At 40.2% G+C, this 16,922-nt stretch carries 14 protein-coding genes; 4 read left to right on the top strand and 10 right to left on the bottom strand.

The window, feature by feature from the left end; genetic code table 11:
* Window positions 1-1,513 precede the first annotated feature (1,513 nt).
* From rseP to tsaB, 6 genes are all read right to left on the bottom strand, one after another.
* On the bottom strand, window positions 1,514-2,914 hold the full coding sequence (gene rseP / locus FIU21_RS05375; RefSeq protein WP_036885698.1) for an RIP metalloprotease RseP: 1,401 nt from the start codon (window positions 2,912-2,914) through the stop codon (window positions 1,514-1,516).
* 14 nt (window positions 2,915-2,928) lie between these two features.
* The gene (locus FIU21_RS05370) at window positions 2,929-4,086 is read right to left on the bottom strand and encodes a 1-deoxy-D-xylulose-5-phosphate reductoisomerase (RefSeq protein ID WP_004358616.1); all 1,158 of its coding nucleotides are present in this window, start codon (window positions 4,084-4,086) and stop codon (window positions 2,929-2,931) included.
* Between the two features lie 25 nt (window positions 4,087-4,111).
* Window positions 4,112-4,633 (bottom strand): ribosome maturation factor RimM, encoded by a 522-nt coding sequence (gene rimM, locus FIU21_RS05365; RefSeq protein ID WP_004358617.1) that lies wholly within the window; start codon window positions 4,631-4,633, stop codon window positions 4,112-4,114.
* Between the two features lie 205 nt (window positions 4,634-4,838).
* Window positions 4,839-6,152 carry a UDP-N-acetylglucosamine 1-carboxyvinyltransferase gene (gene murA, locus FIU21_RS05360; protein ID WP_004358618.1) on the bottom strand — a complete coding sequence of 438 codons (1,314 nt, stop codon included), beginning with the start codon at window positions 6,150-6,152 and terminating at the stop codon, window positions 4,839-4,841.
* A gap of 11 nt (window positions 6,153-6,163) precedes the next feature.
* Window positions 6,164-6,763, bottom strand: a complete 600-nt coding sequence (locus tag FIU21_RS05355) for a DUF4290 domain-containing protein (protein ID WP_004358619.1) — start codon at window positions 6,761-6,763, stop codon at window positions 6,164-6,166.
* Between the two features lie 56 nt (window positions 6,764-6,819).
* On the bottom strand, window positions 6,820-7,512 hold the full coding sequence (tsaB, locus tag FIU21_RS05350) for a tRNA (adenosine(37)-N6)-threonylcarbamoyltransferase complex dimerization subunit type 1 TsaB (protein WP_036885699.1): 693 nt from the start codon (window positions 7,510-7,512) through the stop codon (window positions 6,820-6,822).
* Window positions 7,513-7,602: 90 nt separating this feature from the next.
* Between tsaB and FIU21_RS05345 the strand changes: the two genes are divergently transcribed.
* The 3 genes from FIU21_RS05345 (at window position 7,603) to nadD (ending at window position 10,068) form a co-directional block, all read left to right on the top strand.
* Window positions 7,603-8,481: a YicC/YloC family endoribonuclease gene (locus tag FIU21_RS05345; protein WP_004358621.1), complete on the top strand. Its 879-nt coding sequence runs from the start codon at window positions 7,603-7,605 to the stop codon at window positions 8,479-8,481.
* A 172-nt stretch (window positions 8,482-8,653) separates the two neighbouring features.
* Window positions 8,654-9,268, top strand: coding sequence for a guanylate kinase (gene gmk, locus FIU21_RS05340; RefSeq protein WP_004358622.1), 615 nt, complete (start codon window positions 8,654-8,656; stop codon window positions 9,266-9,268).
* Between the two features lie 152 nt (window positions 9,269-9,420).
* Window positions 9,421-10,068, top strand: coding sequence for a nicotinate (nicotinamide) nucleotide adenylyltransferase (gene nadD / locus FIU21_RS05335; protein ID WP_172891320.1), 648 nt, complete (start codon window positions 9,421-9,423; stop codon window positions 10,066-10,068).
* 141 nt (window positions 10,069-10,209) lie between these two features.
* On the opposite strand, the gene FIU21_RS05330 is transcribed toward nadD, so the two are convergent.
* Entirely contained in the window at window positions 10,210-11,115 is a 906-nt protein-coding gene (locus tag FIU21_RS05330) for a helix-turn-helix transcriptional regulator (protein WP_172891319.1), read from the bottom strand.
* Window positions 11,116-11,216: 101 nt separating this feature from the next.
* Between FIU21_RS05330 and FIU21_RS05325 the strand changes: the two genes are divergently transcribed.
* A complete protein-coding gene (locus tag FIU21_RS05325; protein ID WP_172891309.1) occupies window positions 11,217-12,449 on the top strand; it encodes an IS4 family transposase in 1,233 nt (410 codons plus the stop codon).
* A 404-nt stretch (window positions 12,450-12,853) separates the two neighbouring features.
* Here FIU21_RS05325 and FIU21_RS05320 read toward each other — a convergent pair whose 3' ends face one another.
* The 3 genes from FIU21_RS05320 to FIU21_RS05310 all read right to left on the bottom strand — a co-directional run bounded on the left by FIU21_RS05320 (window position 12,854) and on the right by FIU21_RS05310 (window position 16,793).
* Entirely contained in the window at window positions 12,854-13,027 is a 174-nt protein-coding gene (locus tag FIU21_RS05320; RefSeq protein WP_004358625.1) for a hypothetical protein, read from the bottom strand.
* A gap of 3 nt (window positions 13,028-13,030) precedes the next feature.
* Complete coding sequence (locus FIU21_RS05315) at window positions 13,031-13,231, bottom strand: hypothetical protein (protein ID WP_004358626.1); 201 nt, start codon at window positions 13,229-13,231, stop codon at window positions 13,031-13,033.
* Between the two features lie 130 nt (window positions 13,232-13,361).
* On the bottom strand, window positions 13,362-16,793 hold the full coding sequence (locus tag FIU21_RS05310; protein WP_004358627.1) for a leucine-rich repeat domain-containing protein: 3,432 nt from the start codon (window positions 16,791-16,793) through the stop codon (window positions 13,362-13,364).
* Window positions 16,794-16,922 lie beyond the last annotated feature (129 nt).

Genomic DNA, 16,922 nt, shown 5'->3' with positions numbered 1-16,922 from the left:
GGTACCATTCGAGATACGACCCCATTAACACACATCCACATGAAGGTCTGCACTCCCCCATACCATTCGGTTTCCGACCTATCTCTTTAGGGGTAGCCATTAACTTGGGATAATGTTTTCTGCATTCTTGCCTTCATTAGGTATGTTTCAATTACTATCGCTTAATTGTAGGTTCTGTCCTTCATGCAACGTTATCGGGTATTGTATTACTATGGCGTCTGCTGATCTCTCACGGCAAGCATTACTCCGCTTCTTTCGTATAAAAACAACTAATTGAAGCGTCCGTGAGACCTCCTCGGATAAGAACATTATCTTTCCATCTTATCACCTACTTCATTTTTTCGCTAAGCTCAAGGGAACTCCACCAACCATTCTGAATAGCTATGGGACTTTGATTTGTTATGCAATCTTATCCATGGTCATATACCTTGTATAAAATTGGTTCTTCCGTTAAATGCGTAGATTGTTAATAGAATGAGATTCATCCACATACATGGTATAATTACCTCCAATAAGATGGTTTTATAAAGGGAAATAAACTACATGATAAACGTAATTAGCTGCGATATCTATCTGTCTTCTACTATCAACGTATTCCCTTACTATATAAAGTTTGTAAATTATTTTCGTGCAACTCAAAACCAACACATGCTCTTTTGCCTTCTAAAAGACGCCCAATTAGCTTGCAAAAGGTGCCCTTTAAGACCCTTACTAACGCCCTTTTGAAGTCCAATTAAGCACCTTTCATCATACAGTTTTATAACTAATTGATTTACTGTTGGTTGCAAATCTGCTTCTTATATGTGTTTTTGGCGTTAGTTATAGAAGTTTTCTTTGAAATTATGTAATGATTTTTCAAATCTTTATCTGCGTATTTTCAAAGTCTAAAAAGAAATGATTTTCAATGAAAAAGGATGATAATCGGATAGAATGTTGACTGTCTTAGCCAAGTTTTTGTTTAATGAGTAGCTATGGTTCATACGTTAAAGCAATACGAAAAGCGTCCACACATTTAACGGAAGAGCCATAAAATTTCTGTTCGTTAGGTCAGATGTTTGCCGCCAGCTTCCTTCAGATTTCACCTCACGATGGACACCCTTGCTCTTGCCTATGTAATTCCCGCTATTAGGGCTTACTCGGGACTTGCACCCGTTAGATAATGCTCATGCCGAGCGTACACATAAAAAGAGGGTGTGTCAAAATGCAAATACCATTTTGATAATCTTACAGTTTGAAACAATTCATTAAAAAAGACCATTTCTGTACTCGATTTTGAGTAAAGAAATGGTCTTTTCTTTGTTTTTAGGAAAAAACTACTTATAGTTTAAGAGTTGTCAAGTTATTAATTTGCATTTTGACACACTTTCAAGAAAGAGTTGTACAGGCTTGTGAATAAAAAGCATTACACAATCTACAATAAACAAAATCACGCAATACCTGCATTTGTAAGTATTGCGTGATTCCTTATTAAAGCCTTCGTAAAGGCTTATACCATTAAAAACAATTCCTTATCTTACATAATATGCAACCAACGAAGAATGTCGTTAAGGTTGGCAAATATCATAAGGAGGATTAGGATGGTTATACCTACATACTCCGCACGTACCATGAATTTCTCTGACGGTTTACGACGAGTAATCATCTCATAGAGAAGGAATACCACATGACCACCATCCAAAGCAGGGATAGGAAGAATGTTCATGAAGGCAAGCATGATACTCAAGAAGGCTGTCATTGACCAGAACATATACCAGTCCCAGAATGGAGGGAAAAGACTACCGATAGCTCCAAAGCCTCCAATGCTCTTAGCACCATCTGCTGAAGCAAGGTAACGGAAGTTACCGACATAGCCACGCAGTACGTTCCAACCATGCTTTATACCTGCAGGGAAACTCTCAAAGAAGGAGTATTCCTCCTGTACAGGCTTATAATAACTTGCCAATGTTGACTGCAAAACACCCAACTTCAAATCAGGTGTCAACATAAGCTTCAATGTATCGAGCTTTGCTGCGCCCTTATGCTGAACTGTCAGCACAACAGAACGAACTGCAAGAGAATCCTTATGCGTATTCTTCACTGCCAAGACATCACTCAAGACACCTGTCTGATAATTCATATCTGTCCACGTCTCAATAGGCTTCCCATTGATAGACTTAATGACATCGCCAGCCTTGATACCTGCTTTTGCAGCAGGAGTATCACCCAACACGCTATCCACCTGTGCAGGAATGAAAGGTTCTGCAAACAAAGGACGCGTCTTAATCATTGAGAGCATATCCAAATCACCAGGCAGAGTAATACTATGTTTCTTGCCATTACGCAATACATCCACACGCTTTGCCTGTGCTATCTGACGGAAGAAATCGCCATTCACATTGGCATACTCACGGAAAGGACCTTGGTCTGTTCCCAACATTACATCGTGGTCTTTGAAACCCAAAGCCTTAGCCTCAGCATTGAAACGCATACCCATACTCATGTCAGACACCTTGAAATAGCTGTCTCCCCATGTGAACATCACCATTGAGTAAATAAAGAGAGCGAGGAGAAAGTTGACCAACACACCACCTATCATAATCAAAAGACGCTGCCAAGCTGGCTTTGTACGGAACTCCCATGGCTGTGGTTCCTGCTTCATCTGGTCGGTATCAAAGCTTTCATCTATCATACCAGAAATCTTGCAGTAGCCACCAAGTGGCAACCAACCCATACCATATTCCGTATCGTCTTTCTTAGGTTTCCAACTGAAGAGTTTACCTTTCCACTTACCGATGCCCACATCGAAGAATACGAAGAACTTCTCAACGCGAACACCGAAAAGCTTCGCAAAGAACATGTGTCCGCCTTCATGCAGCAGGACAAGCAGAGAGATTGCCAGAACAAACTGGAGCAATCTGATCAGAAATGTTTCCATTATTTATCTATTCATTATTTATTATTCATAATCTCAAGTGCTACACGGCGTGCCTCAGCATCCGTCTGCACATATACATCATAATCTGGATTGCTATCAAAAGCAACAGTTTGCATTGCCTTCTCAATAATGTCGCCCATTGCCAAGAAACTACAAGCGCCCTTACGGAAGCCTTCATTAACGATCTCATTGGCAGCATTGACAATGCAAGGCATATTGCCACCCTTATTAATAGCTTCGTATGCCATTGCAAGACACTTAAACTTCTCCACATCAGGCTCAAAGAACTCTAACGGCTGACGGAAGAAGTCTAACCTATCGCCCCTTAATGGCAGGCGCTGTGGGAATGAAAAGGCATACTGAATAGGCAATCGCATATCAGGAACACCCAACTGTGCCTTTACACCACCATCACAGAACTGTACCGCACTGTGAACAATAGACTGTGGATGAACCAACACTTGTATCTTATCAGCAGGCACACCAAAGAGCCACTTAGCTTCTATCACTTCAAAACCCTTGTTCATCAAAGACGCGGAATCGATAGTAATCTTTGCACCCATATCCCATGTAGGATGCTTGAGAGCATCAGCTGCAGTGACATGCTTCAACTGTTCATGGGTAAAGGTACGGAATGGTCCACCAGAACAGGTGAGAAGAATCTTCTCAATCTCGTTCGCATCCTCACCAACTAAGCTCTGGAAGATAGCACTATGCTCGCTGTCCACAGGCAGGATAGGCACATGGTACTGCTGAGCCAACTGAAGAATCAACTCACCAGCAACAACAAGTGTCTCCTTGTTTGCCAGACATATTTTCTTCTTTGCTTTGATAGCATGGATTGTTGGAGCAAGACCAGAATAGCCAACCATCGCTGTAAGTACCATATCTATTGATGGTAACTCAACGATATCCTCCAAAGCTTTGCTACCAGCATACACCTTTACATCAGGCATATCAGCCAACTCTTGCTTCAAAGGTTCATAATAAGCCTCATCAGCAATGACAACCGCAGCAGGATTAAAGCGACGAGCCTGCTCAGCAAGTTCCTTCCAACGATGATTTGCAGTGAGTGCATAAGCCTCATAAAGGTCAGGATGCTGACTGATAACATCAAGGGCTTGCGTACCAATGCTACCTGTTGAGCCTAATATACAGATTTGTTGTTTCATTAATTCTTTTAATTTATACTGCGAATCAGAGGTCAAGTAGCCCTGATGGAATCCGCATCGTAATCGTCTTTGACGCTATGTCTGTCGCAACAATAAGTTCATCACTGGCAGGAATGAGTATTTCCTCGCCTTCAGGTGTACTCACCTCAAAGAGCGTATTGACAGTTGTTTCATCTACAGCAACAATCTTGCCAATCACATTATTCGTTGCTTCATCTATCAAGGAATAACCGACAATCTGCGCCCATGACACATCATCTGTCCCTTCTTCTGCCAACTTACGTGGGAAATAGACAATACATCCTGTCAGTTCGCATGCTTGTGCATCGCTATTGATGTCACAGAACTTCATCAGGGCAATCTCATCAGAACGGAACCGATATTCCTCTATAAAGAAAGGAACAAGGATTCCGTCAATATCCAATATCAGGTAATCGGCATCTACCACATCAAAAACGTCATCGGAGAACTGCAACTGCAACTCTCCGTGTACGCCATGCGGCTTCCCGATGCGCCCAATCTTATAGACTTCTTCCTTCTTTATCATCTTTTCATCTTATATCAGTAGTACTGATAAAACTATAGCTTATTTCAATTCCAAATTGTTTTTTCAGTAAAACGGTTGACCCTTTTGCCCAAAACCGTCTACCTTTTTGCAAGAAACCGTCAACCCTTTTTCGAGAATAGGTCAACCCTATTTATCTAAAATTCACAACACACTCTTTCAAAGTGCAGTTTTAGATACGATGGGACTAACAAACCTCTGCTCGCTGAATCTTTGCACCAAGAGCATTAAGACGTCCTTCGATGTTCTCATATCCTCGGTCAATCTGTGCGATATTATCAATACGGCTTGTTCCCTGTGCTGTTAGTGCAGCGATAAGCAGTGCAATACCCGCACGAATATCAGGACTTGACATACGACCTGCACGGAGTTTCTTGGCATTATCATGACCAACAACTACGGCACGGTGGGGATCACAGAGGATTATCTGTGCACCCATGTCAATGAGTTTATCCACAAAGAACAAACGACTCTCAAACATCTTCTGGTGGAAAAGTACACTACCCTGCGCCTGTGTAGCAACTACGAGAAGCACAGAGATAAGGTCTGGTGTCAATCCTGGCCATGGAGCATCGCTGATGGTCATAATCGTTCCATCAATGAAAGAGTCTATCACATAGTGGTCCTGACGTGGAATAAGGAGGTCATCACCATCTTCGATAATCTGTACACCAAGTCGACGGAAGGTGTCGAGTATCAATCCCAAGTTAGCAACTGACACATCCTTAATACGAACACCATCACCAATCATTGCAGCAATACCAATGAAAGAACCAACTTCAATCATATCAGGCAGGATTCTATGGTCAGCAGCATGCAATTCCTTCACACCCTCGATAGTAATCAAGTTGCTGGCAATACCGCTAATCTTCGCTCCCATTGCATTAAGCATCTTACAGAGTTGCTGGATATAAGGCTCACAAGCTGCGTTATAAATAGTTGTTGTTCCTTCTGCTAACACTGCTGCCATGATAATATTGGCAGTACCTGTAACAGATGCTTCGTCTAATAGCATATAGGTTCCAACAAGTTTATCAGCTTGTATCTCATATACATCACGGTCTTCAACACGCCCAAAGTGTGCACCAAGATTCTTGAATCCAAGGAAATGGGTGTCCAAACGACGACGACCAATCTTGTCACCACCTGGTTTTGCAATAGTAGCCTTACCAAAACGACCCAACAATGGACCAATCATCAAGACACTTCCACGCAGAGAAGAGCACTTCTTCACAAAGTCACTACTCTCTAAATAATCGAGGTTTACTTCGTCTGCTTGGAAAGAGAACTCATTAGGGGCAAGCTTCTTAACCTTCACCCCAATATCCTGTAAGAGCTTGATGAGATTGTTCACATCGAGAATATCAGGTACATTACGTATGATAACTTCTTCAGATGTCAATAATGTTGCGCAAATCACCTCCAAGGCTTCATTCTTTGCACCTTGTGGAGCAATCGTGCCACTCAGCCGATGTCCACCTTCTATGATAAAGGATTCCATGTGTCGTTCTTTTACTTTTTCTTCTTATTACGAGGCTGAGCAAACTCTCTCGCATTAATTTTCTCAAACTTGAATGTGTCAAGGTCAAGCTGAATCTTACCATCTGTATAGCGGGCAAGGTCCGAAGCTATCTTCTCATCATCAGAAGTACCATGTCCCCACTGCATCAGACTACGTTTCATCTGATTAGCAACCGAACGCACGAAAGCATCACGACGTGCTCCAGGCTCCATTGTTTTCAATTCCTCAAAAGCCTCAAAGAGTAATCGCCCATAATGCCTTACTGGAATATTTGACATGGGATAGCTCATTGGTTCTGGCTTAGTAGCAATCTTCAAAGCCTCTGACACATCACAAGGATAGTCAATATCCAACTCAAAGTTAGCCATCAATGCCAAATGATCCCAGAGCTTTTCCATGTGATCAAAGTTACCACGATTCTGGGCATTCATCCTATCCATAATGGAAATAATGGTTTCTGCACATCGCTGACGCTCTTCCTTTGTAGGGAGTGCAACGGCATAATCCACCATATTCTGTATCTCTCGCCCATACTGTGGCAGTATGAGTCGTTCTCGCTGTGTGTTATAATCTAATCCTTCTATATTCATTGAATAGTGAATGTTACATTTTAAGTGATGACGGCAAGCCTTATTCTAAAGCTATTCTACAGCAATGGCTTTGCCTGCTTAGCGACAAAGTCCTTGAGATAGAATGGAACGAAGTAAGCTACGTCCTCAAACTTCTCTTGTGCAATACGCTTCTCCGCCAACGGGAACATATTCTTAGCCAAAGCATCAATACCCTTGATTAGGTGTGCATTAGGATGATTGATAATCTCCATGCACTTCTCTGCGCCATTACCAAAGAAATAAACAGGACCACGATCAAGATATTCCTTGTAGGTATTCTCGTCTACTACATCTGCCTGAATACCACGCACTTCCTTCAAAGCACGATCATACACAGCAGAATAAACTTCCATACGGCGCGCATCAATCATTGGAATGAGAAGTGCATTCTCCTCAACCTCCTCATGATGAAGCAATACTGGTACAGCTAACAACTCTAACGTAGGTACTGCCAACAACTTTACTCCCCGTCCATAGCAGATCCCCTTTGCCATAGACACACCGACACGCAGACCAGTATATGAACCTGGACCACCACTAACTGCCACTGCATCCAATGACAAGTTATTATTATCAATGAAGGCAAGTGCCTCATCAACAAATGTCCCTAACTTTTCTCTATGCTTAGGATCGAGCGTATCTTGCTTATCGAAAATACAAGTTCCATCCTGACTTACTGCAACAGAGCACACATTTGTACTCGTATCAATATTTAATATACAAGACATAAAAATCAATTATGTTCTAAATAACTTGCAAATATACTCTTTTTATTCCACATTTTTTGTACATTTGCAAAAAATTAACGCGAAAAGCTCATGATACTATCAATGACTGGCTATGGCAAAGCTGTTGTAGCCTACAAGGAAAAGAAAATCAATGTTGAGGTGAAATCACTTAATAGTAAGTCACTCGACCTCTCAGCACGCATCGCACCCCTCTACAGAGAAAAGGAAATGGAAATTCGTCGTCTCCTTGCGCAGAAGTTAGAGCGCGGTAAAGTTGACTTCTCCCTATGGGTTGAAAAGGAGTCTACTGTTGACGCCACTCCTATCAACGCTGCTCTGGTAGAGAACTATTATAAACAGATTAAGGCAATCTCTGCATCTACTGGTATCCCAGAGCCAGAGGATTGGTTTACTACACTCCTTCGTCTTCCTGACGTAACAGCAAAGACTGAAGTTGAGGTTTTAGATGACGAGGAATGGGAAGTAGCACAGCAGGCTATCAACGAGGCTATTGAAAAGCTCACCGAATTCCGCAAACAGGAAGGAGCTGCTCTACAAAAGAAGTTTACAGAGAAGATTGACAATATCACTAATCTTTTGAAGAGCATCGAACCTTTTGAAAAGAATCGTGTACCAAAAATTAGAGAAAAGATTATTGATGGTCTCAAACAGATTCCAGAGGTTGACTACGATAAGAACCGTCTTGAGCAGGAGTTGATTTACTATATTGAGAAACTTGACATCAACGAGGAGAAACAGCGACTGACAAACCACCTCAAATACTTCCATGAAACAATGAAAGAGAGTGGTCATGGTGTTGGTAAAAAACTCGGTTTCATCGCACAAGAAATGGGACGCGAAATTAATACCACAGGTTCTAAGAGCAATCAAGCAGAGATGCAAAACATCGTTGTTAAGATGAAAGACGAGTTGGAGCAGATTAAGGAACAGGTTTTGAATGCGTTGTAAACGCAAGTTAACCAGCCTTTTTCATGAAAAAAAATATTTTCTTTCATGATAATAATTTGAAATTAATACATTGTACTGTTTGAAAAGGTCATTTATAACTATACAAAAGGGCTTCTCTAACAACATAATTCATATAGTTTAAAACACTCATACTATCCTATATTCATCCAATATGGTAACAACAAAAAACACCACATCAAATATTCAAGATTCTGCCTGCGGCAGATTACTCATCCTCTCTGCTCCCTCTGGTGCAGGTAAGAGCACCATTGTTCAGTGGTTAATGAAGGAACATCCAGAATTAAAGTTAGCTTTCTCAATCAGTTGTACCACACGTGCACCACGTGGTACAGAACAAAATGGCGTAGAATATATTTTCCTTTCACCTGAACAGTTCAAAGAGAAAATTGCTAATGGAGAGTTCCTTGAGTATGAAGAGGTTTACGAGGACCGCTTTTATGGCACATTAAAATCACAGGTAGAGAGCCAGTCTGCAGCAGGACAGAATGTTATCTTCGATGTTGATGTGAAGGGTGGCTGTAACATCAAGAGGTTCTATGGCGATCGTGCTTTAAGTCTTTTCATCCAACCTCCATCAGTAGAAGAACTACGTCGTCGCCTTGTTGGTAGACAAACTGATAGCGCAGAGGCGATTGAAAACCGCCTTGCTAAGGCTTCAGAGGAGCTTACCTTTGCTGAGAAATTCGACAAGATTATCGTTAATGACGACCTTGAGAAAGCAAAGCAAGAGACTTATGAGGTTGTAAAGGTATTTTTAGAGGGATAAATAAAGCCTCCCCCAACCCCTCCGAAGGGAGGGGAGCCCTAATAGATTGCAAATAGTAAAAGAACCATTTCTAATAACGCCTATATTTTCTATAATGAATAGAACATATAGCACTGCTAATACTTATAGGTTCTAAAGCCCATTACACCATTATGAAACTATCATCTAACTTCACCACTATTAGCACTCCCCTCCCTTCGGAGGGGTTGGGGGGGGCTTTCCCTTCATCGGGGGAGGCTTCCATCGGTATCTTTGGTGGTTCTTTCAACCCCATCCACAACGGACATATAGCCCTCGCAAAGGCTTTTCTTGAAAAAGAAAACTTAGATGAGGTTTGGTTTATGGTATCACCACAAAACCCTTTCAAGGTAAACCAGCAGCTTTTAGCTGACCATCTTCGCTTGGACTTAGTACGTAAAGCGACTGCTGATAACCCACATTTTAAGGCTTCGGACTATGAGTTCCAACTGCCGAAACCTTCTTATACTTGGAATACCCTACAGCATCTCAGCCATGACTTCCCCACTCATCGCTTCACACTTCTCGTTGGTGGCGACAATTGGGAAGCCTTCGATCGATGGTATCATGCAGAGGATATCCTCGCCCACTACCTTATCGTGGTCTATCCACGACATAACCAAAGAATCTCAGAAACGTCACTGCCCCATGGCGTCACTATCCTTCAAACACCTTTTATTGATATCAGCAGTACAGATATACGCCAACGAGTAAGCCAAGGAAAAGCTATCGATAGTCTGGTACCTACAACGATCATCTCTGATGTTCAGCACTTATATTAAGTTGTTTCACAAGAGCAGTTTACAATAGTAGATTATCCATATTATATACAGACGAGCAAATAACCGACTAATAATAGGATGGTTTTACTAACATACAATTGTCTCCTTCACCTATTATCTCACCCTTTCAAAAGTCAAACATCAACTCTTTGTTACTCTAAATGCGGTGGCTGTAATTCCTGTTCTTCGCTTGTAGAACTTGCACAGCGAACTCAAAGACACAAACTTATATTCATCGGCTATCATTTTCAAAGACTTATTAGAATAACGCAACTCAAGTTCTATAAGCGTAATCAAAGTCTTATCAATCCACTCTTTTGCTGTAATTCCTGTTTCCTTTTTAATTATCACTCCTAAATAATGGGCAGTCATGCATAATTCAGAAGCATAGAATTCTAATTCATGCTCAATCTTAGCATTCTCATTTACCAATCGAATAAATCGCTCCACCACCTGCTTATTCCTCGACCAACCACCTCGTGACTCCGTTGTCATCAGTTTATACTGTGATTGAACATAATTCAATACAGAAACGAAAAGGAAGTTTAATGTCTCGTCACTTACTGACTGAAGAGATGACAAACTATAAAGCATTTGCGTATATTGCTGCCATACCATTTGTTCTTTCTCATCCAAATGAATAGAGAAACATAAATCTGGAGACAGAAACAACTCCGGTAATTTTCCGCCAAAGACCATACGCATAAAGTCTTCTGTCATCATAAAGCCATCAAAAATCGTATCATGCCCAAAGGCATCATCATTAACCGTTGCTCCCCAGTTAATAAACAATAAGTCACCAGGCTTACAATGATACTTCTTATATCCAACAGTGGGCTCACACCAGCCCTTCTTGACCATCGCTATTCGTGCAACATTGGCTTTTATAGGATAGTTATTATCAAGGAGAGGCTTAAAGAAGCTGTTGCAATTACGTGTAATAAGAAATTTAGATCCAACATAGATGTCGCCCTCTATATGTGCTCTTTCACTCTTTACAAAAGACAAAATATTATTGGTGTCCGATAAAACTTTTTTTGCGTTCATATCTTTTTAATTCAGAATAATAAAAAAAACGGGCTGATTGTTTTGCACATTCAGCCCTTCTTATTTCCTTTGTAGTTGTCAAAATAAAACAATGAAATAAGATGAACAAAAGTACACATTTTATCGGACAGCCACTATATGTTCAACTGTTAAACTATTTTAATCGTGATAAAATTCTCTCTCTGAGCCAAGCTCAGGGAGGTGAACACTATATAAAGAAGTTTGATGCATGGCATCATCTTGTCGTCATGCTTTATGCAGTAATGATGCGTTTAGACTCTCTGCGTGAGATAAAGGCCTCTCTCTTTGCTAATGTTAATCGCTTTAATCATCTTGGTTTAAAGCATTTTCCTTGTCGAAGTACCTTGTCAGATGCAAACAAACGCCGAGATTCCGAGATATTCGGTTCGATCTATATGAACTTATATGAGAAATATCGCCATGAACTTTACTCGGACAGCCGAAATTGTGGACAGCCCAAATGGCTGAAGAATCTAAAGATAATAGATTCTACGACAATCAGTCTGTTTTCTAACCTGGTCTTTAAAGGAGTAGGACGTAATCCCAAAACTGGTAAGAAGAAGGGTGGAATAAAAGTACATACAGAGATATTTGCCAATGAGAATGTTCCAAGCGATATCAAGTTCACATCTGCAGCTAGTCATGATCAATTTGCACTTATCCCAGAACGATACGCCAATGAGGAACTGATTGCTTTTGACAGAGCCTATATAAACTATGAAAAGTTCTCTGAACTGACTCAAAGAGGCGTTATATATGTAACTAAGATGAAAAATAATCTTAGCTTTGAAAGGATTGCTGATACGGATTACCAGATGACTACAGATTATGGAGTTGTACGCGTAGAAACCATTCTCTTCCATAAGCATACAAAGGAAAAAGATATTTACCATAAAGCAAGAAAAATCACATATCAGGATAAGACCAAGAAAGGGAAAATCAGATTCATATCACTGCTGACCAATGATTTTCAGATGTCGGCAGAAGATATTATAGCTATCTATAAGAGACGATGGCAAATAGAAACCTTATTTAAACAAATAAAACAGAATTTCCCGCTAAGATACTTCTATGGAGAGAGTGCGAATGCTATAAAAATACAAATATGGATTACGCTTATAGCCAATCTGCTTATAACCCTAGTGAAGAACAAAATAAAGAGACCTTGGAGCTTCTCAGGCTTGGCAACAATGATAAGAATTTTACTTATGAGTTATGTCGCAATACAAAGTTTCTTTGAGCAGCCACATAGAGACTGGGATAGATTGATTACCCAAGTAAAAGCCCCACCAGAAGAGTTGTCATTATTCTAGGGGGCTTGGAATTTGAAATTAGAACTAATCATGCCTATTTCAGCAGGATTGAGAGAGGATATTGCAGTATATGGAGGTTTTATCGGACAGCAATAACAAAATATCTCTAAAGTTCGATACCATCGTTTTTGTTCTACATTTTCGATTTAGTTGAAATTATTTTGTAAATTTAATAAATATCTATGATACTTTAGACAAAATGACCAAATTATTTCTCAAACACGACAACTATAATCAACAAACGGCAACTATATTTACAATAAAGCAACTAAGTTGGAATAAAATTCCATGTGGCATGGCTTATTAAAACAAAAAGGGCAGACCCTCACATCACAAAGAGTCTACCCTCAAAACAAAGAGGTTAAATACTTAAGTCACATTATTTATTTGATTCTAAAGACTATTTACCCAATAAGTCCATACATATATGCACAAAGGGCAATCATCCTCAATGAGCATACACCAAGTAAACCTAATGCAATACGTTTCAGTACATCTTCCATATGATTGCGCATCATCTCTTTATAGAAATAGGTTCTTGCATCCATCACTTCTGACTGATGTGATAGTCGTATCATAGGTTACTCCTCCTCCCAAATTGTGAATTCATAAATAGGCTTTGCAGCTACCTCATCATCATCACCAAGGTCGCTACCTTGACCAGGGGCTGTAGAAGACACACGAGGACTTGTCTGTAAAACAGCTGTATGGTCGTCCATCAATCCCTCTGCCCTTAGATCACAACAAAGTATCTCTGGTGTTGTATATTCTTTCTTTTCCATTATATTATCTCCTTTAATTTTCTTTTTTAGTGAACTTGCTAATCATAATACTTCTTTTAGCTGTAGGGGATTCGTAATGATTATAAACTCCCTAACCTCCCCTACAACATAAAAGCATTTTAGTTTATTCTTATTTCAATATTACCTTCTTACCATTGTGGATGAACACGCCATGTTGTGGGTTCTCTACACGCTGACCCTGTAAATTATAATAAGCATTATTATCTACAACATTGTTGTCCTCTATTGTGTCGATAGCATTTACTATATTATGATTCTCACCATCATCAAAGACAAACATAACCTTTGCAGAAGCAGACAACGTTACCTTTGGACGAGCAACAGCCTTGTGAACAGGAATAGTACGATCTGTTCCTATTTTGAGAGGCTTAAAGATACCCGCTGTTGTCATTGCGAAGATTGGATCAGAAGTAGAAGATTGTTTCTTAGTATCCTTCACCGTCACACCTTCCATGATATTATTTGAGAGACTATATGTAACATTGTCCTTCTCACCAATAGCATAGTAGAAGTCTGCAGGAGTACTTGCTCCACTACGGCTCTCCAGTAACACACCTGTTTCTGCAGGTACATAATCATAGTCAGTTACGTTAGTATTACCATAATTGATACTCTTCATGATGAACTTAGTAGTCTGTACACCAGTAGCATCCGTCTCAGTTGACATACCAGCAGTCTGCGTAATAAAAGCACCTATACGTCCTGCTTCATTGTTTTCACGTGCATAGATACCGAGATCAGCATCAAACTCACGTGCAAAAGTACCATACCCATGTGCTATTTTAATCTCACCTGGTATTTTATAAGATGTTTGACCTGCATAACGATCCCAACCAGTAGCAGTCTTATAAGCATTCTCAGCAGACTTCTTTACATAAACCTTGAGGCTTGGTTCAAACTCCTTCTGAGTATAGTTACCTGAGTTATCAATGTATTCCCACTTCGTTGCACTCATATCCTTTGTAGGAACAGTCGCAGTGAAGTAGATGCGCTTAACCGTTGAAGAGCCATCATTCTTCTTGAAAGCATCAAGACCTACATAATCAAGTGTATTTTTGAAGACAACCTCCTGAATATTGGTTGTGTTGTCATTCATTGCATAGTCGCCCCAAAGACGAACCTCGTATGTGTTGTTGTTATCATCTATTACGGTTGGCTTTACTACGTATGTATAGACATCAGCTTGTGTACCAACAATCGTTACAGCCTTCTTTGACAATGGGAAGTATTCTGTTGTACCATTACCAGTACCATTAGTTTCTTTGAAGAAAGAGACACCTCTGGTACGGAACTGACTCCATAACGGATCACTATCAAATGCTGCTTTAGCATCTTTACGTACACTAAGGTCTATCTTAGACTTATCTACATTAGCAGGATTGAATGCTGAAGGAGCAACATCAGTAATAGGAGTCTTACCTAAGAAAGCTATCGTATTCAAATTGCCAACACGGTCGAAAGCGAAGTCTTCAATCTTCTTTACCTTCCCAGGGATTGTTACGTTCTCAAGAGCCTGTACGAAATAGAATGCTTGCTTACCGATTGTCTCAATAGTTGGAGGCAACATCGTATAATAAGTATTAGCCTTTGCAGGAGGGAATGATACTAATTTCTTCTTATCTTTACTCAACAAGAAACCATCTACACTGGAATAAACGGTGTTGTTCTTATCTACTGTAAATTTCTCAAGTTTAGCACACTCTTGGAAGCCAGTAGCGTCAATTGTGGTCACACTTGCTGGGATTACAACCTCCGTCAAGCTTGAACAAGTATTGAAAGCATCCTTACTAATCGTTGTAACTGTACTTGGAAGTTCTATTCTCTTTAATGCTTTTGCATTTTGGAACGCACCTTCACCGATAACAGTCATCGTAGCAGGTTGCTTGAAGGTGATAGTCTCCAAACCAGATGCACCATTAAAGGCACCTCTCTCAAGAACGGTAACTTTCTCTGGAATAACAAAACTCTTCAATTTATCATCACCACTGAAAGCATCTGCCTGAATCTTATTCAAGGTAGAAGAACCCTCAAAAGTAAATTCCTCAAGATCCTTACAACCATTGAAAGCACCCGTATTGATTGATTGCAACTGTGAACCATCTGCAACGGTAACCTTCTTTAATTTAGTTGAACCAAAGGCACTCCAACTAACAACTTGTAATGATGCAGGTATGTTAAGTTCGGTTAGTCCTGAACCTTGGAAGGCAAATGTACCGATAGTCTTAATCTTAGCTGGCGCTTCAAAAGTGATATTCTCTAATTTTGTAGTTGCTTGGAAAGCATCATTATCAATTTCTTCAAGATTACTATTGAAGTTCACCTTAGTAACTTTCTGAGCATAGTAGAAAGCTCTTTTACGAATCTTCTTTGTGGTTGGTAAAGTAGTATATTCACCAGCCTTACCAGCAGGGAATAACACAAGTTCTTCCTTATTCTTTGTGTAAATAACACCATCAGCAGCTGCATAATTAGGATTTGCTGGGTCTACATCAAACGCAGCGAGATCGTTATTACCACCGAAGGCACCATCTTCTATAGTATCAACAGAAGGACCAAGTAATACATTTCTTAATTTAACAGCCTTGTCAAAGGCACCTTTAGCAAGTTTCTTTACCCCATTCAATTCGATAGCAGTAAGTCCATTAACCTGTGCAAAGGCTGCTTGTTCTATAGACTCCACACCATCTGGAATCTTATAAACACTTGCGTTAGGCTGCCCCGTCACACCTTGATAAGCTGGATTAGTTGAAGGAGAGCCTGCTTTCCCATTTGGATAAGCAATCAACTTTTTACCATCAGCTGATAAGAGGACACCATCCACAGACTTAAATGCTGTATTACCAGCAGCGACAGCAATCTCTTTAAGGTTCTGAGCACTTGTATAACCATTGAACTCTGCTGTTGAAGGTGATTCCTTTAACGAAGCTGGTAAAGTAATTTTTGTTAGGTAAGCAGCACGTTGGAAAGCATTTGTGTATACACCATAAACTCCTTCTGGCACTGTGTATTCCACATCAGGCTTTGCCATAGGATAACCAGCTACCCACTCTTTTGAATCCTTCTTCTCTATGAGTACACCATTATCAGAACGGAAGTTCGGGTTTGCAGCATCAACGTTAATTGCTGTAAGGTGGCTCATCTGACCGAAAGCACCACTTTTGATTTCAGTGACAGACTTTGGTATTGTGATACTTGTGATATTACCATCCTTAAACGCATTAGCTTCAATTCGTACGATAGTGTTAGGCATCGTGACAGATGTTGCATTGGGAACCGTACTGTTATTAGCTATTGCCGTTACGTTAAAAATATACTGGTTATGAGGATCCGTAACTGTTGCAGGAATGTTTACTGTAGTGTTAGTAGATGATACGAACGCCACATTGTAGGTTTTTGGGATTCCATCATGAGCCTCATCCATCTTAGTAACCCTGTACGTGTTACCATCCCGAGTGAAAGTGTCGTTCACAATCAGTGCACTTGCATTGGTCACATATAGCAATGCAAGCAATACGAACAAAAGGAATTTAATTCTCTTCATTTTTACGTCTTTAGTTTTAATTATTTGATATATCTTTTCCTTCTTTATTCAAAAGGGTTCTTTATCAAAAGCTTAGAGTCCTGCAATGATGACACATAATCATATATCAATCATTACCCAGACACACTG

This window comes from Prevotella melaninogenica (assembly GCF_013267595.1).
Lineage (GTDB): Bacteria > Bacteroidota > Bacteroidia > Bacteroidales > Bacteroidaceae > Prevotella > Prevotella melaninogenica_D.
This window is presented reverse-complemented; position numbering and strand designations above follow the sequence as displayed.

What these genes read in the sequence shown, in the direction of transcription:
- FIU21_RS05320 (WP_004358625.1), bottom strand. Translation starts at nt 13,027, where the DNA reads ATGATACGACTATCACATCAGTCAGAAGTGATGGATGCAAGAACCTAT.
- FIU21_RS05355 (WP_004358619.1), bottom strand. Translation starts at nt 6,763, where the DNA reads ATGAATATAGAAGGATTAGATTATAACACACAGCGAGAACGACTCATA.
- murA (WP_004358618.1), bottom strand. Translation starts at nt 6,152, where the DNA reads ATGGAATCCTTTATCATAGAAGGTGGACATCGGCTGAGTGGCACGATT.
- FIU21_RS05370 (WP_004358616.1), bottom strand. Translation starts at nt 4,086, where the DNA reads ATGAAACAACAAATCTGTATATTAGGCTCAACAGGTAGCATTGGTACG.
- rimM (WP_004358617.1), bottom strand. Translation starts at nt 4,633, where the DNA reads ATGATAAAGAAGGAAGAAGTCTATAAGATTGGGCGCATCGGGAAGCCG.
- FIU21_RS05325 (WP_172891309.1), top strand. Translation starts at nt 11,217, where the DNA reads ATGAACAAAAGTACACATTTTATCGGACAGCCACTATATGTTCAACTG.
- FIU21_RS05315 (WP_004358626.1), bottom strand. Translation starts at nt 13,231, where the DNA reads ATGGAAAAGAAAGAATATACAACACCAGAGATACTTTGTTGTGATCTA.
- rseP (WP_036885698.1), bottom strand. Translation starts at nt 2,914, where the DNA reads ATGGAAACATTTCTGATCAGATTGCTCCAGTTTGTTCTGGCAATCTCT.
- gmk (WP_004358622.1), top strand. Translation starts at nt 8,654, where the DNA reads ATGGTAACAACAAAAAACACCACATCAAATATTCAAGATTCTGCCTGC.
- FIU21_RS05330 (WP_172891319.1), bottom strand. Translation starts at nt 11,115, where the DNA reads ATGAACGCAAAAAAAGTTTTATCGGACACCAATAATATTTTGTCTTTT.
- FIU21_RS05310 (WP_004358627.1), bottom strand. Translation starts at nt 16,793, where the DNA reads ATGAAGAGAATTAAATTCCTTTTGTTCGTATTGCTTGCATTGCTATAT.
- tsaB (WP_036885699.1), bottom strand. Translation starts at nt 7,512, where the DNA reads ATGTCTTGTATATTAAATATTGATACGAGTACAAATGTGTGCTCTGTT.
- FIU21_RS05345 (WP_004358621.1), top strand. Translation starts at nt 7,603, where the DNA reads ATGATACTATCAATGACTGGCTATGGCAAAGCTGTTGTAGCCTACAAG.
- nadD (WP_172891320.1), top strand. Translation starts at nt 9,421, where the DNA reads ATGAAACTATCATCTAACTTCACCACTATTAGCACTCCCCTCCCTTCG.